Origin of the sequence: Paludibacterium denitrificans, from assembly GCF_009707705.1 — a bacterium.
Taxonomy (GTDB): domain Bacteria; phylum Pseudomonadota; class Gammaproteobacteria; order Burkholderiales; family Chromobacteriaceae; genus Paludibacterium_A; species Paludibacterium_A denitrificans.
On record NZ_WLYX01000001.1, the window covers coordinates 1,617,410 to 1,639,113 of the forward strand.

At 58.4% G+C, this 21,704-nt stretch carries 21 protein-coding genes and 7 pseudogenes; 13 read left to right on the top strand and 15 right to left on the bottom strand.

Annotation, left to right across the window (positions count from 1 at the left end; translation table 11 throughout):
• Positions 1-15: 15 nt before the first annotated feature.
• The 3 genes from GKE73_RS10705 to GKE73_RS10715 form a co-directional block, all read right to left on the bottom strand.
• On the bottom strand, positions 16-1,035 hold the full coding sequence (locus GKE73_RS10705; RefSeq protein WP_230370018.1) for a sodium:calcium antiporter: 1,020 nt from the start codon (positions 1,033-1,035) through the stop codon (positions 16-18).
• Between the two features lie 96 nt (positions 1,036-1,131).
• Positions 1,132-1,278, bottom strand: a complete 147-nt coding sequence (locus GKE73_RS10710; RefSeq protein WP_230370019.1) for a hypothetical protein — start codon at positions 1,276-1,278, stop codon at positions 1,132-1,134.
• Between the two features lie 31 nt (positions 1,279-1,309).
• Positions 1,310-1,657: a hypothetical protein gene (locus GKE73_RS10715; protein WP_230370020.1), complete on the bottom strand. Its 348-nt coding sequence runs from the start codon at positions 1,655-1,657 to the stop codon at positions 1,310-1,312.
• Positions 1,658-1,974: 317 nt separating this feature from the next.
• Here GKE73_RS10715 and GKE73_RS10720 point away from each other — a divergent pair.
• Together GKE73_RS10720 and ampD are read left to right on the top strand one after the other, a co-directional pair.
• Positions 1,975-2,205: pseudogene (locus GKE73_RS10720) on the top strand (GNAT family N-acetyltransferase); the annotation flags it as partial.
• Between the two features lie 84 nt (positions 2,206-2,289).
• Positions 2,290-2,844, top strand: coding sequence for a 1,6-anhydro-N-acetylmuramyl-L-alanine amidase AmpD (gene ampD, locus GKE73_RS10725; RefSeq protein WP_376767425.1), 555 nt, complete (start codon positions 2,290-2,292; stop codon positions 2,842-2,844).
• A gap of 91 nt (positions 2,845-2,935) precedes the next feature.
• Here the strand turns inward: ampD and GKE73_RS10730 are convergent, their stop codons facing one another.
• The 6 genes from GKE73_RS10730 to GKE73_RS10750 form a co-directional block, all read right to left on the bottom strand.
• Positions 2,936-3,085, bottom strand: coding sequence for a hypothetical protein (locus GKE73_RS10730; RefSeq protein ID WP_230370021.1), 150 nt, complete (start codon positions 3,083-3,085; stop codon positions 2,936-2,938).
• Positions 3,082-3,330: a methyl-accepting chemotaxis protein gene (locus GKE73_RS10735; protein WP_312854562.1), complete on the bottom strand. Its 249-nt coding sequence runs from the start codon at positions 3,328-3,330 to the stop codon at positions 3,082-3,084. The genes GKE73_RS10730 and GKE73_RS10735 overlap by 4 nt, the downstream gene beginning before the upstream one ends.
• Positions 3,305-3,685, bottom strand: coding sequence for a PAS domain-containing protein (locus tag GKE73_RS23330; RefSeq protein ID WP_280954882.1), 381 nt, complete (start codon positions 3,683-3,685; stop codon positions 3,305-3,307). Before GKE73_RS23330 ends, GKE73_RS10735 begins: the two co-directional genes overlap by 26 nt.
• A complete protein-coding gene (locus GKE73_RS10745) occupies positions 3,672-4,259 on the bottom strand; it encodes a PAS domain-containing protein (RefSeq protein WP_230370022.1) in 588 nt (195 codons plus the stop codon). Before GKE73_RS10745 ends, GKE73_RS23330 begins: the two co-directional genes overlap by 14 nt.
• 342 nt (positions 4,260-4,601) lie before the next feature.
• Complete coding sequence (locus GKE73_RS25745; RefSeq protein WP_376767334.1) at positions 4,602-5,129, bottom strand: KUP/HAK/KT family potassium transporter; 528 nt, start codon at positions 5,127-5,129, stop codon at positions 4,602-4,604.
• Entirely contained in the window at positions 5,113-6,465 is a 1,353-nt protein-coding gene (locus GKE73_RS10750) for a potassium transporter Kup (RefSeq protein WP_376767335.1), read from the bottom strand. Before GKE73_RS10750 ends, GKE73_RS25745 begins: the two co-directional genes overlap by 17 nt.
• Before the next feature lie 367 nt (positions 6,466-6,832).
• Here GKE73_RS10750 and GKE73_RS10755 point away from each other — a divergent pair.
• Both GKE73_RS10755 and GKE73_RS10760 read left to right on the top strand, forming a co-directional pair.
• Positions 6,833-8,537: pseudogene (locus tag GKE73_RS10755) on the top strand (proline--tRNA ligase).
• A 5-nt stretch (positions 8,538-8,542) separates the two neighbouring features.
• Positions 8,543-9,127: pseudogene (locus GKE73_RS10760) on the top strand (transglycosylase SLT domain-containing protein); the annotation flags it as partial.
• 127 nt (positions 9,128-9,254) lie between these two features.
• On the opposite strand, the gene GKE73_RS10765 reads toward GKE73_RS10760, so the two are convergent.
• Positions 9,255-9,590 (bottom strand): MarR family winged helix-turn-helix transcriptional regulator, encoded by a 336-nt coding sequence (locus tag GKE73_RS10765; RefSeq protein ID WP_230370023.1) that lies wholly within the window; start codon positions 9,588-9,590, stop codon positions 9,255-9,257.
• A gap of 14 nt (positions 9,591-9,604) precedes the next feature.
• Here GKE73_RS10765 and GKE73_RS10770 point away from each other — a divergent pair, with 14 nt between their 5' ends.
• Positions 9,605-9,772 (top strand): hypothetical protein, encoded by a 168-nt coding sequence (locus tag GKE73_RS10770; RefSeq protein WP_230370024.1) that lies wholly within the window; start codon positions 9,605-9,607, stop codon positions 9,770-9,772.
• A 262-nt stretch (positions 9,773-10,034) separates the two neighbouring features.
• On the opposite strand, the gene GKE73_RS10775 is transcribed toward GKE73_RS10770, so the two are convergent.
• From GKE73_RS10775 to GKE73_RS10790, 4 genes are all read right to left on the bottom strand, one after another.
• Positions 10,035-10,565 (bottom strand): RDD family protein, encoded by a 531-nt coding sequence (locus tag GKE73_RS10775; RefSeq protein ID WP_230370025.1) that lies wholly within the window; start codon positions 10,563-10,565, stop codon positions 10,035-10,037.
• A 155-nt stretch (positions 10,566-10,720) separates the two neighbouring features.
• Entirely contained in the window at positions 10,721-11,050 is a 330-nt protein-coding gene (locus GKE73_RS10780; protein WP_230370026.1) for a DUF3106 domain-containing protein, read from the bottom strand.
• On the bottom strand, positions 11,043-11,384 hold the full coding sequence (locus GKE73_RS10785; protein ID WP_230370027.1) for a DUF3619 family protein: 342 nt from the start codon (positions 11,382-11,384) through the stop codon (positions 11,043-11,045). Before GKE73_RS10785 ends, GKE73_RS10780 begins: the two co-directional genes overlap by 8 nt.
• A complete protein-coding gene (locus tag GKE73_RS10790) occupies positions 11,381-11,944 on the bottom strand; it encodes an RNA polymerase sigma factor (RefSeq protein ID WP_230370028.1) in 564 nt (187 codons plus the stop codon). Before GKE73_RS10790 ends, GKE73_RS10785 begins: the two co-directional genes overlap by 4 nt.
• 222 nt (positions 11,945-12,166) lie before the next feature.
• Between GKE73_RS10790 and ilvB the strand changes: the two are divergent.
• From ilvB to ilvC, 3 genes and pseudogenes are all read left to right on the top strand, one after another.
• Positions 12,167-13,932 (top strand): annotated as a pseudogene (gene ilvB, locus GKE73_RS10795) (biosynthetic-type acetolactate synthase large subunit).
• Between the two features lie 11 nt (positions 13,933-13,943).
• Positions 13,944-14,434 (top strand): annotated as a pseudogene (ilvN, locus tag GKE73_RS10800) (acetolactate synthase small subunit).
• Between the two features lie 56 nt (positions 14,435-14,490).
• The gene (gene ilvC, locus GKE73_RS10805) at positions 14,491-15,507 is read left to right on the top strand and encodes a ketol-acid reductoisomerase (RefSeq protein WP_230370029.1); all 1,017 of its coding nucleotides are present in this window, start codon (positions 14,491-14,493) and stop codon (positions 15,505-15,507) included.
• A gap of 75 nt (positions 15,508-15,582) precedes the next feature.
• Here the strand turns inward: ilvC and asd are convergent, their stop codons facing one another.
• The gene (asd, locus tag GKE73_RS10810; protein ID WP_230370030.1) at positions 15,583-16,422 is read right to left on the bottom strand and encodes an archaetidylserine decarboxylase; all 840 of its coding nucleotides are present in this window, start codon (positions 16,420-16,422) and stop codon (positions 15,583-15,585) included.
• A gap of 165 nt (positions 16,423-16,587) precedes the next feature.
• On the opposite strand from asd, the pseudogene pssA reads away from it, so the two are divergent.
• From pssA to GKE73_RS10845, 5 genes and pseudogenes are all read left to right on the top strand, one after another.
• Positions 16,588-17,350 (top strand): annotated as a pseudogene (gene pssA, locus GKE73_RS10815) (CDP-diacylglycerol--serine O-phosphatidyltransferase).
• 194 nt (positions 17,351-17,544) lie between these two features.
• Positions 17,545-19,343: pseudogene (locus GKE73_RS25750) on the top strand (2-isopropylmalate synthase).
• A 339-nt stretch (positions 19,344-19,682) separates the two neighbouring features.
• On the top strand, positions 19,683-20,315 hold the full coding sequence (gene bioD / locus GKE73_RS10835) for a dethiobiotin synthase (RefSeq protein WP_230370032.1): 633 nt from the start codon (positions 19,683-19,685) through the stop codon (positions 20,313-20,315).
• A gap of 80 nt (positions 20,316-20,395) precedes the next feature.
• The gene (locus GKE73_RS10840; RefSeq protein WP_230370033.1) at positions 20,396-21,019 is read left to right on the top strand and encodes an SCO family protein; all 624 of its coding nucleotides are present in this window, start codon (positions 20,396-20,398) and stop codon (positions 21,017-21,019) included.
• A gap of 49 nt (positions 21,020-21,068) precedes the next feature.
• Positions 21,069-21,668 (top strand): flagellar brake protein, encoded by a 600-nt coding sequence (locus GKE73_RS10845; protein WP_230370034.1) that lies wholly within the window; start codon positions 21,069-21,071, stop codon positions 21,666-21,668.
• The last annotated feature ends 36 nt before the right edge of the window (positions 21,669-21,704 follow it).

Below are 21,704 nucleotides of genomic sequence, written 5' to 3' on the forward strand. Positions count from 1 at the left end.
CTGTCCGGGGTGTGATCAGGCGTGCAATGCAATGCTCAGGTAGAGCAGATACAGCGCGCCGTTGACCAGCACATGCCACACGCGCACGCCACCGGCGCGGCTGGCGACAATACGCAGCCAGATCGTGGCGGCGAGCGTGATCATCAGGCTTAAGCAAACACTTCGGTGCGCGGCACCCACGGTGTCAGCGCAATGCCGATGGCATAGCAGCGTGCCCTGAAACACCATGGCGCCGGTGATATTGCCAAAGGCCAGCGTATCCTTGCCCTTGCGAATCCACAAAATGGAGTTGATCTTTTCCGGCAGCTCGGTGGCGATCGGAATGATCATCAGCGACAGCAGCAGCGGCGAGATGCCCAACAGGCCGGATGCGTTTTCCACCCCGGCGATGAAGCCCTCCGCACCGCCTACCAGCAGGCCAAGGCCCAGCGCCAGTTGGGCAATGATGGTGAACCAGTTCACCGGCAGGCCGATTTTCTGCAGGAACATGTCGTGATCGGCTTCGGTGGCGTGGCCTTGTTCCACCAGCTGGCTGGACGCGCGCAGCGTCACCAGCACATACACGAAGTAGGTCAGCACCAGCAGCACGCTGATGGCACCGCGCAGCATGGCGAGCGGGCCTTCATGTGGCACGAACATGGCGAGCGCGGACAGGCTGTAGGAGGCGAGGAAGAAGTGCAGGTCGCGCAGAAACCCGGTGCGTTCCGGACGGATATGACCCGCGGCCTTGCGGCGGCGGAACACGGCCATGCCCATCATGAAGGTGGTCAGCGTGGACAGCATCAACGGCGCGCCCAGAATTGCGCCGACGCCGATTTCCTGATTGACCTGCGCGTTGGCCGAACTGCCCATGATGGCGAGAATCGGCACCAGCGTTTCCGGCATGGCGGTGCCCACGGCGGCAAACAGCGAGCCGGTAACGCCTTCGGAAATATTCAATTTCTGCCCAAGGTGTTCCGGGGCATTGGTAAAGCATTCTGCTGCGATCAGGATGACCAGCAGCATGACTAACAATTCGCCAAAGGTAAAAAGCATGGTGGGTGCGGTGGAGAGGACAAAGGTCTATTCTACCGCACCTGACCGGCATCTCGCTGATCTGCCCGCCGGGCAGCAGCGCGTGGCGAGCGGGCGTTAGCTGGCCGGTTGCTGGCGCCGGGCGGCCATGCGTGCGCCAGCGGCCTGTTTTTCCTCGTCGTTGAGCAGGCGTTCAGCGGTGGGGATCAGCCAGGCTTCTTCCGAGGCGGCGTGTTCGCGGTATTGGCGCACGAACTCTTCCACCTCGTTGGCGTTCAGGCTGGTGATCTGCTCGTCACGCAGGGCCAGCAGGTCGTCGCGGATGGCGTTCCAGCAGGAGTGCAGGTAGCCGTGCTCGGCCGCCAGTTGTTCCAGTCGCGGTGCGCCAGCTCACGCGCCAGCAGCAGGGGAAACAGTTCTTCTTCCTCATCCAGGTGATGTGCCGGGCTACGTCGAAATAGCGGATGGCGCCATCGATGGTGTTCTTGGCGGCTTCGTCAACGCCATGCTGGGCCACATAGCCGGGCAACTTGTCGAGTTGGTCGCAAAATCGGCGGATCTTGTCATGACACGCCAGCAGCATCTCCAGCGGTTGCTCGAACGAGACAGCGGCGGTGTTGCCAAGGTTGTGCAAAGTCAGCATGGGAAGCTCCTGCGCAAGGGGGGATGCGGCAAGCTTGACGCATCGCCATATCAAAAACCATGATACCGCTCAAATAAATTGGCGACGTCACCTTAAGTGTAGCCGCTGCCCGTGGCTGAGGCCGGGATTGGGCAAGGCATGTTTTCAGGAAAGGATTAACGGCAATGGAGTTGCCCTTCACCGTCCGCGAATTGGATCTCACGGACGCACAGTTGGCCGAACCGGCCTGGCGCATCCAACTGGCGGCGCATCAGGTCGAAGCCGACTGGCTGGCTTACCCGGCACTGCCGGTACTGTGGCCGACACTCAACGACGCCATGGCTTGCCATCAGCGCGTATTGGGGGCTTTTGAAGGCACCGACTTGCGTGGCGTACTGGTGGTCAGCGAGCGGCCGGAAGGTGGCTGGCACATTGAGCGCACAGTGGTGGACCCGCAACATTTTCATGCTGGCTGGGGTTACCGGCTGCTGAATGTGTTGTTGGCCGACGCGGACGAGGTGACGGTGGACACCGGTGCGGCCAATAGCGCCGCGCTGGGGCTGTATCACAAGGCCGGTTTCGAGCCGGAACAGCGCTGGCATGGACCGGATGGGCTGGTGCTGTGGCGCCTGCATTACCGTCGGCCCACCACATTGCCCAGCCTGACCCTGCTGCCGGATGGCTGGATTCAGCAGGCGCGCTGCGTGCCGTCGCCCAATTGTGACGAGCGCAGCGAAGGCGTGCAGCCGGAACTGCTGGTCATCCACAACATCAGCCTGCCGCCGTACCGCTATGGCGGCAAAGGCGTGGAGCAACTGTTTACCAATCGGCTCAACCCGGCCGAACACCCGTTCTACGCCACCATCGACGGCTTGCGCGTGTCCTCGCATTTTTTCATCCGGCGTAATGGCGAGTTGGTGCAGTGCGTGTCGGTGCACCGCCGCGCCTGGCATGCCGGTGTTTCCAGCTGGCAGGGGCGTGAGCGCTGCAACGATTTTTCCATTGGGGTGGAGCTGGAAGGCTGCGATTTCGAGCCGTTTTCAGCCGCCCAGTACGGCATGTTGACGGCGCTGGCCAACACGCTCAAGGCGGCGTTACCACTACGCGCCATGACCGGCCATGAACACATCGCGCCCGGTCGCAAGACCGACCCCGGCCCGTTCTTTGATTGGCCACGGGCACGGCGCGCCATTGATTTGCCGGGCTAAGCCCGGTCAAAGGTTGGCCGAACGCCGTGCGTCGCCACCCAAGACACGGCTGGCGGAACCGAAACGGCGCGGCCTAGGTGGCGGGCAGTCGTTACTGCTTGATGGTCTTGGAGAGTTCCTGCACCACATCCACCACCTTGTGGGCGCCTTCACGGATCTTGTGGATGGCGGCGTCGGCATTATTCGCCAGCTGCACCCCTTCTTCCACTTCGGCCAGACTCTGCTCCATGCTGTGGATCACCGCCGGCTTTCTGCCCGGATGGTGCCGATCATCTGGGAAATTTCCGACGTGGAGTTGGCGGTTCGCTCCGCCAGTTTCCTCACTTCATCCGCCACCACGGCAAATCCGCGGCCCGTTTCACCGGCGCGAGCCGCTTCGATGGCAGCATTCAAGGCCAGCAGGTTGGTCTGGTCGGCAATCTCGCGAATGGTGTTGACGATCGAGGTGATCTGATTGGTTTTATCGCCCAGTGCTTTGCACCTGATTGGAGGACGTGGTGACGTGTTCTTCCAGAAAACGCATTTTGCTGATGGCCTGCAAAATCACCTCCTGTCCGCTGGCGGACAGGTTTTCGGTTTCCATCGAAATCTGGTAAGCCGTCTGGGCCGTGTGTTGCTCGGCCTGGAAGCGTTGCATCTGCGCGGTCACGTCCGAGGCGAACTTGATCACCCGATAAGGCTTGCCGTCCTTGCCAATCACCGGGTTATAGGTGGCTTCCAGCCAGACGGTGCGCCCGCCGTTACCGACGCGCTGGAACTGGCCGGAAAAGAAGTCGCCATGATTCAGGCGGCTCCAGAATTCGCGGTAGTCATTGCTTTGCGTGTATTCAGCCGAACACAACTTGCTGTGATGGCACCCCTTGAGCTCTGCCGAGGGAATAACCCACCACCTTGAGGAAGTTGTCGTTGGCGTTCAGGATGTTGCCGTTCATGTCGAACTCGATCACGGCCATCGAGCGATTAATGGCTTCCACCAGACTCTCGGTCTGTGCGGCCGCTTCCACGCTCGCGGTTACGTCACTGGCAATTTGCACGATGCGGCTGACGGCGCCGTTGCCGCCTTTCACTGGCGCAAAGCTGGTGTCCAGCCACAGGTTTGTCCCGGATTTGGTCAGGTGCTGGATACGGGCGCTACAGGCTTGCCCCAAACGTAGCTGTTGCCACACTTGCTGGTAAGCGCTGCCTTGGGCGTATTGCGGCGCGCACAGGCGGCTGTGCGCCATGCCGCGCAGCTCGGTTTCGGCATAGCCCATGAGCTGGCTGAAGTTGGAGTTGGCCGAAACCAGAGTACCGTCAGTCGACCATTCCGCCACAATCATGCAGTGCTGCAAGCTTTGCCACAGCGCTTGCTGGGCGTGCAGCTCACTTGTGGTGGTTGCCAGTTGTTCTTTCAATGCCTTGGTTGCGCCAAACATTTCGGTGTTCCTTGGTGATAAACGGCTGAACTAAGCAGTAAACGGTGAGTTTACGCCGTCTGCTCCGGCCATATTTGGCCAACTGTCGTTGCCATGATCTGCGTCAGGGAGGCGGCGGGCGCGTGAACCATGGCGCACGGCCTCGCGGTGTAGCAGCGGCCAGCGTTGTTCCGGGCTAAACAGACGGGGTGTGGTGATACGACTTGGCTGCTCGGGTAAAGTTTTTCAAGACACGGCCTGTCAGTTCTGCCCGTTGGCAGCGTAGTGCGCGTCGGCATGAAAAAACCCGCCGGGCGAATACCTGACGGGTTTCTTGCTAACAGCTTAAAGACGCGTGTGGCGTTACAGCTCGATCTGGGCGCCCAGTTCCACCACGCGGTTGGTAGGGATCTGGAAGAAATCGGTGGCGCGCAAGGCGTTCTTGCTCATCCACACAAAAATCTTCTCGCGCCACTGCGCCATGCCTTTGCGTTCGGTCGAGACCAGTGTTTCGCGCGACAGGAAGAATGACGTATCCATCAGCTCGAACGACAGCCGTTCGGCGGCACAGTAGGCCAGTACGTCCGGAATGCTCGGGTCTTCCTTGAAGCCGTAACGGGCAATCACTCGCCAGAACGAGGGCGACAGCTGCACCACTTCCACCCGTTCCTCGCGCGCCACGTACGGGACATCCTCGGTGCGTACCGTCAGCAGTACGATGCGTTCGTGCAGCACCTTGTTGTGCTTCAGGTTATGCAGCAGCGCATGCGGTACGCCTTGCAACGTGCTGGTGAGGAACACCGCCGTGCCTTGCACCCGGGTCGGCGGATAGGCTTCCAGATTTTCGATGAAGCTTTCCAGCGGCAGCGCCTGTTCATGCAGCCGTGCCATCAGCACTTCCCGGCCTTTTTCCGGTGGTCATCAACACGAAGATCCCCAGCCCGATAACCAGCGGCAGCCAGCCACCGGAGAACAGCTTGAGCACGTTGGCGCTGAAGAACACCATGTCGATCAGGCCAAACAGCGTTGCCACACCCAGCGCCATCGGCATCGACCAGTGCCAGTTAGCCCGCGCCACCACATAAAACAGCACGGTGGTAATCAGCATGGTGCCGGTCACGGCAATGCCGTAGGCCGAGGCCAGCGCATCGGACGATTTGAACAGCACCACCACCACCAGCACGGCAACCAGCAGCCCCCAGTTGATGAAGGGCATGTAAATCTGGCCGATTTCCTTTTCCGAGGTGTGCAGGATCGCCATGCGCGGGCAGTAGCCCAGCTGAATGGCCCGGCGGGTAAGCGAATAGGCACCGGAAATCACCGCCTGCGAGGCAATCACCGTGGCCAGTGTGGCGACGATGACCAGCGGGAACAGCGCCCAGTCCGGCGCCAGCAGGAAGAACGGGTTCTTGATGGCTTCCGGCCGGGCGATCAGCAGCGCCCCCTGACCAAAGTAATTGAGCACCAGCGGCTTAAGCACCAGACTGAACCAGGCCAGCCGGATCGGTTTTTTGCCAAAGTGGCCCATGTCGGCATACAACGCCTCGGCCCCGGTCAGCGCCAGCACCACCGACCCCATGGTGAGGAAAGCTCCCAAACCATGATGGTGGACAAAGTTGATGGCACAGTACGGATTCAGTGCGGCGAGGACGGCCGGGTTCTGGGCGATATGCAGCAGCCCGAGCAGCGCCAGAATGGTGAACCAGGTCAGCATCACCGGGCCAAACAGCGCGCCGACACTGGCCGTGCCAAAGCGTTGCAGCATGAACAGCCCCATCAGCACGCCAATCGACATGGGCAATACCCACATCTTCAGTTCCGGCGTGATCACTTCCAGCCCTTCGGTGGCGGACAGCACGGAAATGGCCGGGGTGATGATGGCATCGCCATAGAACAGCGCCGCGCCAAACAGCCCGAGCATCACCACCTTCCAGCGCGCGGCATGGGAAGAATAATGCCGTGCCAGCGCCATCAGCGACATGATGCCGCCTTCGCCGCGGTTGTCGGCGCGCAGGATGAAGGCGACGTACTTGAGCGATACGACGAAGATGAGCGACCAGAAAATCAGCGAAAGAATGCCCAGAATGTTTTCTGGAGTGGTGGCAATGCCGTGCCCGGTGAAGCACTCGCGCAAGGTATAAAGCGGACTGGTGCCAATATCGCCGTAAACCACGCCTAGGGCGGCCGGGGTTAGCCCGGCCATTGCCTGCTTGTTGTGATCTTGCATGGTGTATCTGCTGTATTCGGTTTGTATGACTGAAGCAGCCTGCCGCATGGCAACCGTGTATTGCCGCGGGGTTATGGTGCGTTGCACCGGGCGGGCTGACGAGCGCGAAGCTTACTCCTCTCCTTTGACGTGAGCCAAGGAAAAGCAGGTGCCGCCGGACCATTGTAGCCGTGCTGTCGGCGGAAAACGACAGCCGCTCAATAACTTGCTTGCCAAAATCCGGCGCTTTGGTTAAGCCTCCGGCATGGTGCTGGCCGCCCTTTATCCGGGCGGATCAGGGCCGCGAACTGGCACCTTGCTGCACCGCCGGGCCGGAAACGTTACAATCATGGGTATTTACCCGCTGAATTGACCAAGGATGTTTTCCATGCGCGCTTCGCAGTTTTTCATCTCCACCCTGAAAGAAGCTCCCGCCGATGCCGATATCGTCAGCCAGAAACTGATGTTGCGCGCCGGTTTTATCCGTAAAGTGGCTGCCGGGGTGTATTCCTGGATGCCCATGGGACTGCGGGCATTGCGCAAGGTGGAAAACATCGTGCGGGAAGAAATGAACCGGGCCGGTGCCATTGAACTGTCGCTGCCGGTGGTGCAGCTTAGCCGGGCTGTGGCAGGAAACCGGGCGTTGGGACAAGATGGGCGAGGAGCTGTTGCGCTTCAAGGACCGTCACGACCGCGACTTCGTGATCCAGCCGACCTCGGAAGAAGTGATCACCGACGTGGTGCGTGGCGAACTGCGCAGCTACCGTCAGTTGCCCAAGAACTTCTACCAGATCCAGACCAAGTTCCGCGACGAACGCCGTCCGCGTTTTGGCGTGATGCGTGGCCGCGAATTCATCATGAAGGACGCCTACTCCTTCGACCGTGATGTCGAGGCCGCTTACCGCAGCTACGACAACATGTTCGCCGCCTATCGCCGTATCTTCGACCGTCTGGGCCTGACCTACCGCGCGGTGGCGGCAGATACCGGTGCCATCGGTGGCGACCGGTCGCACGAATTCCGGTGATTGCCGATACCGGCGAAGACGCCATCGTTTACTGCCCGGCATCCGACTACGCCGCCAATATCGAGTTGGCCGAAGCCCGGCTCCGGCTGGCGAGCGCCCGGCGCCTTCGGCCAACCTGCAAAAAATCCACACGCCCAAGGTCAAGACCATTGCCGAGCTGGTGGATTTCCTCAAGGTGGATATCCGCCAGACCGTCAAGGCGGTGGTGGTGGAAGGCGATGAAGACGAAGCAGTGCTGATGCTGCTGCGTGGCGACCACGAACTGAACGAAGTGAAGGCCGAGAAGATCGCCGGTATCAAGTCCCCGCTGACTTTTGCCAGCCCGGCCGCCATCAAGGATGCGTTTGGCGCCAACCCGGGCTCGCTCGGCCCGGTCGGCTTCAAGGGCCGTATCATTGCCGACCGCACCGTGGCCAAGATGGCCGACATGGTGGTCGGTGCCAACGAGGATGATCATCATCTCACCGGCGTGAACTTTGGCCGCGATTGTCCGGAACCGGAAGTGCTGGACATCCGCAACGTGCTGGAAGGCGATGCCAGCCCGGACGGCAAGGGCACGCTGGCCATTCAGCGTGGTATTGAAGTTGGCCACGTGTTCTATCTGGGCACCAAGTATTCGGCTGCCATGAATGCCACCTTCCGGATGAAGACGGCAAGCCCAAACCGTTTGAAATGGGCTGCTACGGCATTGGCGTGTCGCGTATTCTGGGTGCCGCTATCGAACAGAACCATGACGACAAAGGCATTATCTGGCCGGATGCACTGGCACCGTTTACCGTGGTCATCTGCCCGGTGGGCTATGACCGCTCGGCCGAGGTGAAAGTGGCCGCCGATGCGCTCTACGCCGGGTTGGCCGAACGTGGTGTGGACGTGATTCTGGACGACCGTGGCGAGCGTCCGGGCGCCATGTTTGCCGACTGGGAACTGATCGGCGTACCGCACCGTGTCACCATTGGTGACCGTGGCCTGAAAGAAGGCAAGGTGGAATACCAGACCCGTCGTGCCGGTGAAGCCACGGCGGTGGCGGCTGACGCCGTTCTGGATCATGTACTGGCACAACTGGGGTAAACATCATGCGACGCGGATTAGCCATCTTGCTGTTGGGGCTGCTGGCGAGCAGCCCGGTCTGGGCCGGTGCCCAGCGGGAAGAAGCGCTGTCTGCGAATGTGGCGTCCGCCATGTCGCGCAGTATTGCCGACGTGAACGCGCCACGGCTGGTGTTTGACGACCCGCGCGAAGGCCGGGCATGGTTGGCCGAAATGTCGCGCCGACTGGAAAAACGCCTGCCGGATAGCTGGATGCGCGAGCGGCTGCTTACCGCCATTCATTACGAGGCCACCCGCGCGGGCCTCGACCCGCAGCTGGTGTTGGGGCTGATTCAGGTGGAAAGCGGTTTCAAGAAGTACGCGTTGTCCGGTGCTTAGGCGCGCGTGGCCTGATGCAGGTAATGCCGTTCTGGGTGCGCCAGATCGGCACCCCGCAGCAAAACCTGTTCGATCTGACCACCAACTTGCGCTACGGCTGTACCATCCTGCGCCATTATCTGGACATGGAGCATGGCAACCTGTTTCGGGCGCTGGGGCGTTACAACGGCAGTCTGGGGCGGGCGGAATACCCCAATCTGGTAATCGGCGCCCTGGAAGCGCCAGTGGAACTGGAATGCCGGAGCGTCACTGAAAACTGCCGAAGCGGCAACAGCCCGTACAACTGAGCAGCCTCCTGCCATTGCCCATAAAAAAACCACCGTATCAGCGGTGGTTTTTTTGTCTCTGCTGTATGTGCTACTTAGTCTTCGTGAGCCTGCAGCAGTTTTTTCAGAAGACCGGCCAGTTGCGCACGTTCTTCCGCGTCCAGTGTCTCGATCAGCTCTGCTTCGGCCGCCAGATGATGGACGACGGCATCTTCAATCACGGCCAGCCCCTTGTCGGTAAGCGTCACGATCACGCCACGACGGTCTTCCGGATCGGGTGATCGGGTCACCAACGCGGCTTCTTCCAGTCGGTTGATACGGTTGGTCAGGGCGCCGGAGGAGATCAGCACCATGCTTTGCAGCTGGTTGGGCGAGAGCTGGTACGGCGGGCCCTTGCGTCGCAGGGCAGCCAGTACGTCGAATTCACCCACGTTGAGGTGATGACGTGCCGGTCTTGCAGCACGCGGCGCGTAATGAAGTATTCCAGACGCACGATACGGCCGACGACTTCAGTCGAAGAGGCATCAAGGTCTGGGCGCACGTCACGCCAAAGGGCAACGATGCGGTCTATCTGGTCCGGTTGTTCTTGCATGCGGTGTGGTGTCCCTGCTGAATCAATAACAAAATGGTTATTTTTTTCAGAGAGTAGCACAGCCTTTTTATTTTTTTTGTTTGATGTAAAGAATGTTCTGCGGAATATAAGTTGATTCCGCCCAGCGGAAAAGGCGGGAAGCCGCCTGTTCGCTTCACATATTTGTAAAATGTATGCCTGAACGGCGATTTTCTGCCAATTTAAACAAACTGGCAGAAAAAGGCGGTGTTTTTACAACACTTTGGCTAAATTCTGGTTTGCCACCTGTCCTGCCCGACGCTGTTCAGTGCGATTCAACGCGCCGCACGCGGACGCTTGGGGAGCAATATCTGGCGGGTACCGGCCAGCCGGTCATGCAAGAACAGGCCATCCTTGTCCGGTACGCGGCAGCAAACGGCATCAAGCACCACAAGGCGGATAACCACAACGTCACCGGTTGGTGGCCGTAACTGCGTGCCCAGCTCAGGTAGGACACAACCGGCAGGCCGATAAACAAGGCCAGCGCCACGCCATAACGCACGGCAGCCTGACGCCAGCCGATCAAGGCACCGTGCTGATCAACCAGTTTCAGTCGCCAGGCTTTCATCGCTACGGTTTGGCCATTTTTTACCCAGCAATAACCAAAATAGCCGAACAGGGTTGTTACCAGCACCAACTGGAACAGGATATCGAGCCAGGCCGATTTGCCGAGTCCTGCCTGCACCGCGGTGAGTACGGCAGAAACGGTCAGCAGCAGGGCGCCAACCAGCAACAGTTCGTATAACAGGCTGGCCAAGCGGCGAGCCAGACTGGGCGTTACGTAAGAATCAGTCATGCCTAAACAGGGTCGAGTTAGGGGAGGGCGGACCGCGCTAGCAAGCGGCGCTGGCGCAGCATAGTAGCCTTGTCGGCCGATGTGCAAGTACGGCGTGTGGCAACCGGCCTATCGCGCCGTGCCAGCGGTGGCGTAACGTGTTTTCAGCCGCTCAATCACCTTGAGCCGTTGTGGTGCTTAAGCAGACTTTGCAGTTTTTTCCAGTTTTGCCGGATCTGTTCGCGTTGGGCAGCGCTCAGGTTGGACCACGCTTTCAGGCGTTGGCGAAACCGGGGCTGTTCTTCCGGGCTGAGTTTGGCATAGCCTTTGGCCAGTTGCAGCAGCCAGTCTTGCTGGCTCGCCGGATAGCTGGACCATTCTTGCTCCAGCGGTGCCATGGCGCTGCGTTGGTTGCTGTTCAGCTGTGCCCATGGCGTATTGGCATAAAGGTTGGCCGAAAGCAGCAGCAAACCGCTGACGATAGGCCAGCAGAACCGTTTATTCACGCAGGCCATCAGAGAACTGGGGGTCCAGAAACGCATCCAGCGGTAGCTCCTGTGACAGCACGCGCGTGTCCACCGACTCTTCCAGCAGCAAGGATTCACTCAACCAGAACCCCATGCCGGTGAGTAGCGCCAGACTCAGCGCCACGGTCCCGCGTCGAACCAGCAAGGTATGGCGCAGAACCCAGAGCGAAACTTTCTCGGCCAACGCCGCTGGCTGCTCATGACGTTGCTCGAACTGCTGCATTGCACGTTGCCGTGCCGCGGCCAGACGGTCTTGCTGGCGCTGGCTCAGTGGCAGCGAATCGTCCTGCGACGAAGGCATTGAACGTGTCATAGCGTGATTCCCTTTTCGGCCAACATGGCAGCCAAAGCGTGCGTGGCACGAAAGCAGTGGGTTTTCACGCTCCCTTGCGAACATCCCATGATCTGGGCGGTGGCTGCCACATCCAGACCTTCCCAATAACGCAGCAAGAACGCTTCACGTTGACGTGGTGGTAGCAGCTGTAGCGACGCCTCGATTAGCGTGGCCACTTCCTTGCGCGCGAGCCAGGTCTCGGGATTGCTGCCCTCGTCGCGCGCGCCCTCCAGCGACTCCAGCGGGTCCACTGTTTCGCCATCGTCGTGCAAGGGAACGAGAGAAGACAGCAGCGTGGTCCAGAAGCGGCGAACCTTGCTGCGGCGATAGTAATCGCGGATGGTGTTTTGCAGGATGCGCTGGAAAATGAGGGGCAGTTCTGCCGCCGGGGCATGAGGATAGCGGTCCGCCAGCTTGAGCATGGCATCCTGAACAATGTCCAGAGCATTGTCTTCCTGCTGAACGGCATATAACGCCTGTTTGAACGCGCGTTTTTCCACCGACGCAAGAAAGTCGGCCATTTCTTTATGGTTTGCCATGTGCGCATTTCGAGAAAATGCCAACACAAGATGTTAGCAGAGCGGCAAATCTTCGACCAGTCTGTCAAATTTTCCTGTTTTTACCGTGGTTTATGGCCTTTTTGCACCTGCACAAAATCACTTGACCTGACTCTTGCCTATACGCTAAGGTCAATGATTACAACGGGATGAAACGAAGCTGACACTAATGTTGGCTTCAAATGAAAAGACAAAGAGGCAAAGATGCAGATATCGGGCGCGGAAATCGTAGTCCGTAGCCTGCAGGAAGAAGGAGTCGAATTCGTATTCGGCTACCCCGGCGGCGCGGTTCTCGACATTTATGATGCCATCTTCCGGCAGGACAAATTCAAACACGTACTGGTGCGTCACGAACAGGCCGCCGTCCATGCGGCGGACGCCTATTCGCGTTCCAGTAACAAGGTGGGCGTGGCGCTGGTTACCTCCGGGCCAGTGCAACCAATGCCGTCACCGGTATTGCCACGGCCCACATGGACTCCATCCCGCTGGTGGTGCTGTCCGGTCAGGTGGGAACCCCGGCGATTGGCCGGATGCTTTCCGAGAAGTCGACATGGTGGGTATCACCCGTCCCTGTGTTAAGCATAATTTCCGGTGAAAGATGTCAACCAATTGGCATCGACCATCAAAAAAGCGTTTTACATCGCGCAAACCGGCCGTCCCGGCCCGGTGGTCGTAGACATCCCTAAAGATGTTGCACAGGCTTTGACCGAGTTTTCCTATCCGGAAAGCGTACAGATCCGCTCCTACGTGCCCGCTACCCGCGGCCATCCGGGGCAGATCAAGAAAGCCGTCAATCTGCTGACCAGCGCCAAGCGTCCGTTCATCTATATCGGTGGCGGCGCGGTACAAGGTAATGCCTCGGCCGAAGTGACCGAACTGGTCCGCATGCTGGGTGTGCCCTGTACCAATACCCTGATGGGCCTTGGCGCCTATCCGGGGTCGGACAAGCAATTCCTCGGCATGCTGGGCATGCACGGCACTTACGAAGCCAACATGGCCATGCAGTACGCTGACGTGGTGTTGGCGGTCGGTGCGCGCTTTGATGACCGCGTGATCAGCGTGCCGTCACACTTCCCGGCTCAGCCGAAAAAAGTTATCCACATCGATGTCGATCCGTCCTCCATCTCCAAGCGGGTGAAGGCCGATGTGCCGATCGTGGGCGACGTCAAATACGTGCTGCGGGAAATGATCGACTTGCTCAATCAGTCGGGACACAAGCCTAATCCGCGTTCGCTGGCAGCTTGGTGGAAACAGGTCGAAGAATGGCGTAGCCACAATTCGCTGCTGTACACGCCGTCCACCGAACTGATCAAACCGCAGTTCGTGGTAGAAAAACTGTACGAAATCACGGGTGGCAAGGCTATCATCGCCTCCGACGTGGGCCAGCACCAGATGTGGGCGGCGCAGTACTACAAGTTTGACAATCCGAAACAGTGGCTCAATTCCGGCGGTCTCGGTACCATGGGCTTTGGTTTGCTTAAGCAGCCATGGGCGCGCAACTGGCCAATCCGGATGCAACCGTTGCCTGTATCACCGGCGAAGGCTCCATTCAGATGAACATCCGGGAGCTGTCCACTTGCAAGCAGTACCACACACCGGTCAAGGTGTTGTCGCTGAATAACCGCTATCTGGGCATGGTGCGCCAGTGGCAGGAATTCTTCTACGGCACGCGTTACTCGGAATCCTATATGGATGCACTGCCGGACTTCGTGAAGATTGCCGAGGCTTATGGTCATGTCGGCTTCAAGATCGAAAATCCGTCCGATGTAGAGCCGGTGCTGCGTGAAGCCTTTAGTGCCAAGTTGAAAGAACGTCTGGTATTCATGGACTTCCGTACCGACCAGTCAGAAAACGTGTTCCCGATGGTGCAGAACGGCAAGGGTCTGGACCAAATGGATCTGCCTGCGCATATGCAGAATATCCAGCTGACTCCTTTCGAGAATAATCGCGACTACGGCAATATGTGCTGAGGTTGGGCGGCATGAGACATATACTTTCTATTCTTCTGGAAAACGAAGCGGGCGCATTATCCCGCGTGGTGGGCCTGTTTTCGGCCCGGGCTTACAACATTGACTCACTGACAGTGTCGACAACTGAGGACCCGACGCTGTCGCGCATGACGATCGTTACCCACGGTTCCGAAGAAGTCGTCGAGCAGATCACCAAGCAGCTCAACAAGCTGATCGAGGTGGTCAAGGTGATAGACCTCAATGAATCCGAGCACATCGAACGAGAGATGATGCTGATCAAGGTGCGCGCTACCGGTAAGGACCGGGAAGAAATGAAGCGCATGGCGGATATCTTCCGTGGTCGCATCATCGATGTAACGGAAAAGACTTACACCATCGAGCTGACTGGTACGAGCGACAAGCTCAATGCCTTTATCGAGGCAATTGACCGCACAGTGATCCGGAGACGGTCCGTACCGGCGCATCCGGCATCGGTCGCGGTGAGCGGATTCTGAAAATCTGAAAGTGAAATCCAGCCGGACTGCCTGCGAGGTGGTCCGGACAACAGGGGACAACCAAATGAAAGTGTTTTACGACAAGGACGCTGATCTTTCCATTATCAAGGGCAAGAAAGTGGCCATTATTGGCTATGGCTCACAAGGTCATGCCCATGCTCAGAACCTGAAAGAGTCCGGTGTGGACGTCATCGTGGGTCTGCGTAAGGATGGTGCGTCCTGGAAAAAGGCAGAAGCTGCTTACCACAAGGTCAAGGAAGTTGCTGAAGCAGTCAAGAAAGCCGATGTCGTGATGATCCTGCTGCCGGACGAGTCCCAGCCGGAGGTTTACCACAAAGAGATCGAGCCGAACATCAAGAAGGGTGCTGCACTGGCCTTCGCTCACGGCTTTAACGTGCATTACAACCAGATCGTTCCGCGCGAAGACCTGGATGTGATCATGATCGCTCCGAAAGGCCCGGGTCATACCGTTCGTTCCGAATTCGTGAAGGGTGGCGGTGTACCGTCGCTGATCGCTGTGTATCAGGATAAATCCGGTAAGGCACGTGACGTGGCCCTGTCTTATGCGGCAGCCAATGGCGGCACCAAAGGTGGCGTGATTGAAACCAGCTTCCGTGAAGAGACCGAAACCGATTTGTTCGGTGAACAGGCTGTTCTGTGTGGTGGCGCAGTAGAACTGGTGAAAGCCGGTTTCGAAACCCTGACCGAAGCCGGTTATGCTCCGGAAATGGCTTACTTCGAATGTCTGCACGAACTGAAATTGATCGTGGACCTGATGTACGAAGGCGGTATCGCCAACATGAACTACTCCATCTCCAATAACGCGGAGTATGGCGAGTACGTGACTGGCCCGGAAGTGATCACTGCTGCTTCCAAGGAAGCGATGAAAAAGGCTCTGTATCGCATCCAGTCTGGTGAATACGCCAAGATGTTCATCCTCGAAGGCAAAACCAACTACCCGGCCATGACTGCGCGTCGTCGTCTGACTGCCGATCATCCGATCGAAAAAGTCGGTGCCGAGCTGCGTGCGATGATGCCGTGGATCGCCAAGAACAAACTGGTTGACCAGTCCAAGAACTGATCGCTAGTGTGGCAATGCAAAAAGCCGGGAGTTTCTCCCGGCTTTTTTTATGTCATCAAGGCTCAGAAATCTGTTTCAGTTAGCCATTGCTTCGCCCATGCGTACCGCGCGGGCCGGTGCCCAGTCGGGATTGAATTGCAATGACCCTTGCGGGAACAGTAGTACCACGGTTGAGCCGAGCAGGAAACGCCCCATCTCTTCCCCTTGTCTGAGCGTGATATTCTGCGTTCGATAATCCCAGTGACGCACGCTGGTGCTGCGTGGCGGGTTGATGACGCCGTGCCATACGGTTTCCATGCTACCGACAATGGTGGCGCCCACCATGACCAGTGCGAATGGCCCTTGTGCGGAGTCAAAATGACAGACGACGCGTTCATTGCGGGCGAACAGGTTGTCCACGCCACGGGCGGTGGCAGGGTTAACCGAGTACAACTCGCCGGGTACATAACTCATTTCCAGCAGGCGTCCATCGCACGGCATGTGAATGCGGTGGTAGTCCCGCGGGCTGAGGTAAATGGTGGCGAACAGGCCGTTGTCGAATTGCCGCGCCATGGCCGAGTCGCCAGCGAGCAAGGTGGTGCTGCTGTAGTGTTTGCCTTTGGCCTGGAACAGCTGGTCGTGCTCAATGCGTCCGAACTGGCTGATGGCGCCATCCACCGGGCAAGTCAGTTGCGCCGCAGACAACGGGCGTGCGCCTGGTCGCAGGGCGCGGGTAAAGAAGTCATTGAAGCTGGCGTAGGCGCTGGGGTCGGTGTTGGCTGCCTCCGTCATGTTGACATCGTAGCGGGCGATGAAGCGGCGGATCATCCATTGTGTCAGCGCTCCGGCCTGTTGGCGCGCCATGAAACCGAATAGGCGCGTGATGAGCCGCTTGGGCAGCACGTGCTGCAGCTGGACGAAAAGTCGCTCGGACACGAGTCGTTCCCCATAATCAATCAAACGAGCAAGTATAGCGGATTCGCCGCGCGGTCGCGGGGTGAGGTGTTGCCCGCGAGATCAGTCGCTCGCGTTACAATAGCGTTCTTGTTGAGATCAACCGCAATGGTGCGCTGGTGCCATTGCCTGGTGCGGAAAGTAACGATGCAGACTCCCGACTCCCATGGGTCAGAAAAGCCGACGCTACGCCGTCAGAGCATTTATCTGTTGCCCAACCTGTTTACCCCCGGCCGCGTTGTTTGCTTATTTTTATGCTGTGGTTCAGGGGATGAACCACAATTTTGAGTATGCCGCCGTGGCGATTTTCATTGCCATGATTTTTGATGGCATGGATGGCCGGGTGGCGCGCCTGACGCACAGTCAGAGTGCCTTTGGTGCCGAGTTCGATAGCTTGTCCGATATGGTGAGCTTTGGTGTGGCGCCGTCACTGGTGGCTTATGAATGGATGTTGCGTGGTCTGGGCAAGCTGGGCTGGATGGCGGCGTTTGTTTATTGTGCTGGGGCCGCTTTGCGTCTGGCGCGCTTCAACACCATGATCGGGATTGCCGACAAGCGCTGGTTTATCGGTATTCCCAGCCCGGCGGCGGCGGCTCTGGTGGCTGGGTTGGTATGGATTTGCCATGAGTACGGTTATAACGATCTGCAAATCCTGCCGTGGGTTGCCTTGGCGTTTACCGCCTTTGCCGGTGTCAGCATGGTGACCAATATCAAGTTCTGGAGCTTCAAGGATCTGCATGTGCGCCGGAAGGTGCCTTTCATTGCACTGCTTTTGGTGGTGGTGCTGATCCTGCTGTTCGTTTCCAAGCCGCCGTTGGTGTTGTTTGGCTTTTTTGTCTGCTATGCCCTGTCTGGTTATCTGATGGCATTATGGCGCAAACTGCACAAGCCTGCCGTGGTTGCTCAGTAGTCGTTGGCGTAGAGGATACGAAAAGCGGCGAGCAGCCGCTTTTTTTATGTTCGCTGTCTTTTATTAGACATAATGTCTAATAAAATTGATGTGGACATGCTGCTTTGGCTAATTTCTAATTATTTTATTTGATTTGTTTGACAACTTGTCGCTGATTTGGGTAGTCTGACATCAATACGCAGCAGGAGACCGGTATGCAATTGGACATTGAACGACTGATCGAAGACTTTGGTGGCCCGGGTACGTTGGCCGAAGCCCTGAGTCGCTCGTTTCCCGATGAGCCGGTGTCCCGTGCAGCAATCTACAAGTGGAGAGAGCGTGGCAGTCTGCCGCTTGTCCAGCTCAACAAATTAGCCCAGTTGGCGGCCAGCCGGGCAAGAAGTTTGATTTCAACGACTATCTGACCGGTGCTTCGGCATCGCGGGCCGGGGACAAGAGAGGATTATTGACATGGGCGATCGTCTGTTTATTTTTGATACCACCTTGCGCGATGGCGAGCAGTCGCCGGGCGCTGCGATGACCAAAGAAGAAAAAATCCGCATTGCCCGCCAGCTGGAACGTCTGGGGGTGGATATCATCGAAGCTGGCTTTGCGGCGGCCAGCCCGGGCGATGCCGATGCAATCCGTACCATTGCCGGTGTGGTCAAGAACTCCACTATTTGTAGTCTGGCGCGTGCCAACGAACGCGATATCCGCGCGGCCGGTGAGGCGATTTCCCCGGCGGCACGTGGCCGTATTCACACTTTTATCGCCACCAGCCCGATCCACATGGAAAAGAAGCTGCGGATGAGCCCGGAGCAGGTGGTGGAAGCGGCGGTCAAGGCGGTGAAGTTTGCCCGTGAATTTACCGATGATGTCGAGTTTTCCGCCGAAGATGCGCTGCGTTCCGAGCTAAGCATTCCTCAAGCAGATTTTTGCCGAGGTGATCAAGGCCGGTGCTACCACGATCAACGTGCCGGATACCGTCGGTTACTCCTTGCCGCGTCTGACCGAAGCGTTCTTCCGCGATTTGATTACTCATACGGCGGGTGGCGATCAGGTGATCTGGTCGGCGCATTGCCACAATGACTTGGGCATGGCCGTGGCCAACTCGCTGGCTGCTGTAATGGGTGGCGCGCGCCAAGTCGAGTGCACCATTAATGGCTTGGGTGAACGTGCCGGGAACGCCGCGCTGGAAGAAATCGTCATGGCGGTGAAGACCCGTCACGACGTATTCGGCGTGGAAACCGGCGTGGATGCCACGCAGATTGTGCCGTCGTCCAAGTTGGTGTCTACCATTACGGGCTATCCGGTGCAGCCGAACAAGGCCATTGTTGGCGCCAACGCCTTCTCGCATGAATCCGGTATCCATCAGGATGGCGTGCTCAAACACCGCGAAACCTACGAAATCATGTCGGCCGAAAGTGTCGGCTGGGCGGCGAACCGCCTGACGCTGGGCAAGCTGTCCGGCCGCAATGCCTTCAAGACCAAGTTGGCCGAACTGGGTATCGTGCTCGATAGCGAAGAAGCGCTGAATGCCGCGTTTGCCCGCTTCAAGGACCTGGCTGACCGCAAGCGCGAGATTTTTGACGAAGACTTGCACGCGCTGTTGTCCGAAGGGACTGGCGCCGTCGATCACGATCACTACAAGTTTGTCTCGCTCAAGGTGTGCACCGAAACCGGTGAACAGCCGGTGGCCACCATCGTGTTTGCCGAAAACGGTGCGGAAAAGCAGGCCGAATCCAATGGCTCCGGCCCGGTCGACGCGGCCTTCAAGGCTATTGAACAGGTCGCCAATAGCGGCGCCGAGCTGGAACTGTATTCGGTTAACGCCATCACCAAGGGCACCGAATCGCAAGGCGAAGTGACGGTACGTTTGTCGCGCGATGGTCGCATCGTCAATGGTCAGGGCGCTGATACTGACATCATCGTGGCTTCGGCCAAGGCTTATCTGTCGGCCTTGAACAAGCTCGCCAGCAAGGAGGAGCGCGTCAAGGCGCAGGGTGACGTTTGATTTACCGTGGATAAAGAGGCTGGCAGGCGGGAGCGTTGACGGAATTTTCCATCCCGGTTCCGTAACCAACTGATCTGGCTAGCTTCTTTGTCGACAACAAGGTTTCAGGCATACCGTCTGTTGAAACCAGCTGCCCACAAGGCCGCCCATATTTTGCCCCGGCTCACAAGGCCTGCGAGGCTGACAGCCGACCCAAGAGGCTTCGTCGCAGGTTGCCGGAACAGGAAAAGCGGGGAACGATACCCCGCTTTTTGTTTTTTTCGTCCACAACGGACGTGTCATGCCGTGTGGTTGCAGGGTGATCACCGCGGTGTGGCAAGAGAAGGAAAGCACCAGTTTATGGCACAAGGTTTTTTCGTTACCGGAACCGATACCGAAATCGGTAAAACGCATGCATCGGTGCAGTTGATTCAGCAATGGCGCCAGCAAGGCAAGCATGTGCTGGCGATGAAGCCGGTGGCTTCTGGTTGCGAGATCATGGCCGACGGCCGCTGGCAGAATGATGATGTGGAACGACTGGTGGCCGCGAGTGGGCAGACCGATCGCGATGCCATGAATCCGTATCGTTTTCTGCCGCCGATTTCACCGCATATCGCCGCCCGTGAGGCTGGCGTGGAAATTTCACTGGAGCGCATTGTCCAGCACTATCAACAGTTGGCCGAACAGGCTGACATCGTGTTGGTGGAAGCAGCCGGTGGCTGGCTGGCGCCGTTGTCCGATAGCCTGCGTATGCAGGACATGGCCCGCGCATTGGGCCTGCCGGTGATTCTGGTGGTGGGCATGAAGCTGGGGGCGATCAACCATGCCCTGCTGACGGCTCAGGCCATTCGGGCTGCCGGGCTACCGCTGGCTGGCTGGGTGGCCAATCGCGTGGTGCCGGATCAACTGGCCTACGAGGCCAATCTCGCCACGCTCAAGGCGCAGATTGCCGAGCCCTTGTTGCTGGAAATTCCGTATCAGCCCGTTGTCTGAGCGATGCGGTTTGGCCATCCGGTGGTTGGCCGAACCGTAGCGTCACTGCACTGTGCTTGCCGCTGGACAAGGTCGCCAGTATGCTGACGCCCCATCGCATTGTTGCTCGATTGGTGTTTGCCGTGCTCGCTAAACTGTTGCGTTATCTGGCCGCTGTGCTGCTGTCCCTGTCGTTGCTGGCGTGTACGCCGTCACTTGACCTCAAGGGCATGGATATTTCCGACAAGGCCATGGGGGGCGATTTCACCCTGACCGATCACACCGGGCAGGCGCGCAGCCTGGCTGGCTTCAAGGGCAAAGCCGTCGCCCTGTTTTTTGGCTATACTCACTGCCCCGACGTTTGTCCAACCACCATGTTGGAATACGCGGAAGCAATGAAAGTGCTGGGTGCCGAGGCCGATAAAGTGCAGGTGTTGTTTGTCTCGGTCGACCCGCAACGTGACACCCGCCAGGTTTTGGCCGGTTATGTGCCGCATTTTGACCCGCGCTTTCTCGGGCTGACCGGATCGGCCGCCGCCATCGACAAGGTCAAGGCGCAGTATCAGATCGTGGCGCAAAAAGTGCCAGCCAGTGGCGGGAGCTATACTGTAGACCACAGCGCCGGTTCGTATCTGTTTGATCGACAGGGCAAACTGCGGGTATATGAGGCGTACGGTACGCCGTCTACCGTATTGGCTCATGATCTTCGTGAGTTATTACGATAAACTTGGTGCAATCGCATTTGCAGCAGACATTAGGGAAAGTTGGACCACCGTGAGTGCAGACCCGATCACCGGCAGTTCATCCGGCGCGAACCAGTCGCTGGATTTGAGCCAATACACGCTTTCGACGCCGGTTGAAGTTGCGCATCATCTTTCCACCATCGCCAAGTCCGGGCAGATGGTGACGGTGTTTTCCAATAAAGGTAAAACCTTCATCCTGACCCGCCTGCTGGAAGTCAACCTCAAGGAGGGCACGCTGGTGCTCGACTGGGGTGGCGATCCGGCCACTAACGAACAGTTGCTGGCTAGTGATCGCAACGTTGTGGTCTGCTCGCCCGACGGCGTCAAAACCCAGTTTGTTACCGGGCAGGCGCGGCGCGTGCAACTGGACAGCGGCCCCGCTTTTGAAGTGGACCTACCGGATCAGGTCATCAAACTGCAGCGCCGCGAATTTTTCCGTATCCAGACTCCGGTCGCCAATCCGGTGATCTGCCGTATCGCCGATTATCCGACCCAGCCTCTGGATCTCCCCCTGTTTGACATTAGCCTTGGCGGCATGAGCCTGTGGCTGCCTTCCACCTCCACGCCGGGTTTTGACCGGGGCAGCAGTATTTCCAGTGCTCGGTCGATCTGCCGACAGTGGGTACGCTGAGCATCGGGCTGGAAGTGCGCCACCATGTGCATACCC

What these genes read in the sequence shown, in the direction of transcription:
- GKE73_RS10840 (WP_230370033.1), top strand. Translation starts at nt 20,396, where the DNA reads ATGCTGACGCCCCATCGCATTGTTGCTCGATTGGTGTTTGCCGTGCTC.
- GKE73_RS25745 (WP_376767334.1), bottom strand. Translation starts at nt 5,129, where the DNA reads ATGGCACGGCTGCATGAACAGGCGCTGCCGCTGGAAAGCTTCATCGAA.
- GKE73_RS10785 (WP_230370027.1), bottom strand. Translation starts at nt 11,384, where the DNA reads ATGACACGTTCAATGCCTTCGTCGCAGGACGATTCGCTGCCACTGAGC.
- ilvC (WP_230370029.1), top strand. Translation starts at nt 14,491, where the DNA reads ATGAAAGTGTTTTACGACAAGGACGCTGATCTTTCCATTATCAAGGGC.
- GKE73_RS10775 (WP_230370025.1), bottom strand. Translation starts at nt 10,565, where the DNA reads ATGACTGATTCTTACGTAACGCCCAGTCTGGCTCGCCGCTTGGCCAGC.
- GKE73_RS10705 (WP_230370018.1), bottom strand. Translation starts at nt 1,035, where the DNA reads ATGCTTTTTACCTTTGGCGAATTGTTAGTCATGCTGCTGGTCATCCTG.
- GKE73_RS10745 (WP_230370022.1), bottom strand. Translation starts at nt 4,259, where the DNA reads ATGTTTGGCGCAACCAAGGCATTGAAAGAACAACTGGCAACCACCACA.
- GKE73_RS10715 (WP_230370020.1), bottom strand. Translation starts at nt 1,657, where the DNA reads ATGCTGACTTTGCACAACCTTGGCAACACCGCCGCTGTCTCGTTCGAG.
- GKE73_RS10750 (WP_376767335.1), bottom strand. Translation starts at nt 6,465, where the DNA reads ATGCAAGATCACAACAAGCAGGCAATGGCCGGGCTAACCCCGGCCGCC.
- bioD (WP_230370032.1), top strand. Translation starts at nt 19,683, where the DNA reads ATGGCACAAGGTTTTTTCGTTACCGGAACCGATACCGAAATCGGTAAA.
- GKE73_RS10790 (WP_230370028.1), bottom strand. Translation starts at nt 11,944, where the DNA reads ATGGCAAACCATAAAGAAATGGCCGACTTTCTTGCGTCGGTGGAAAAA.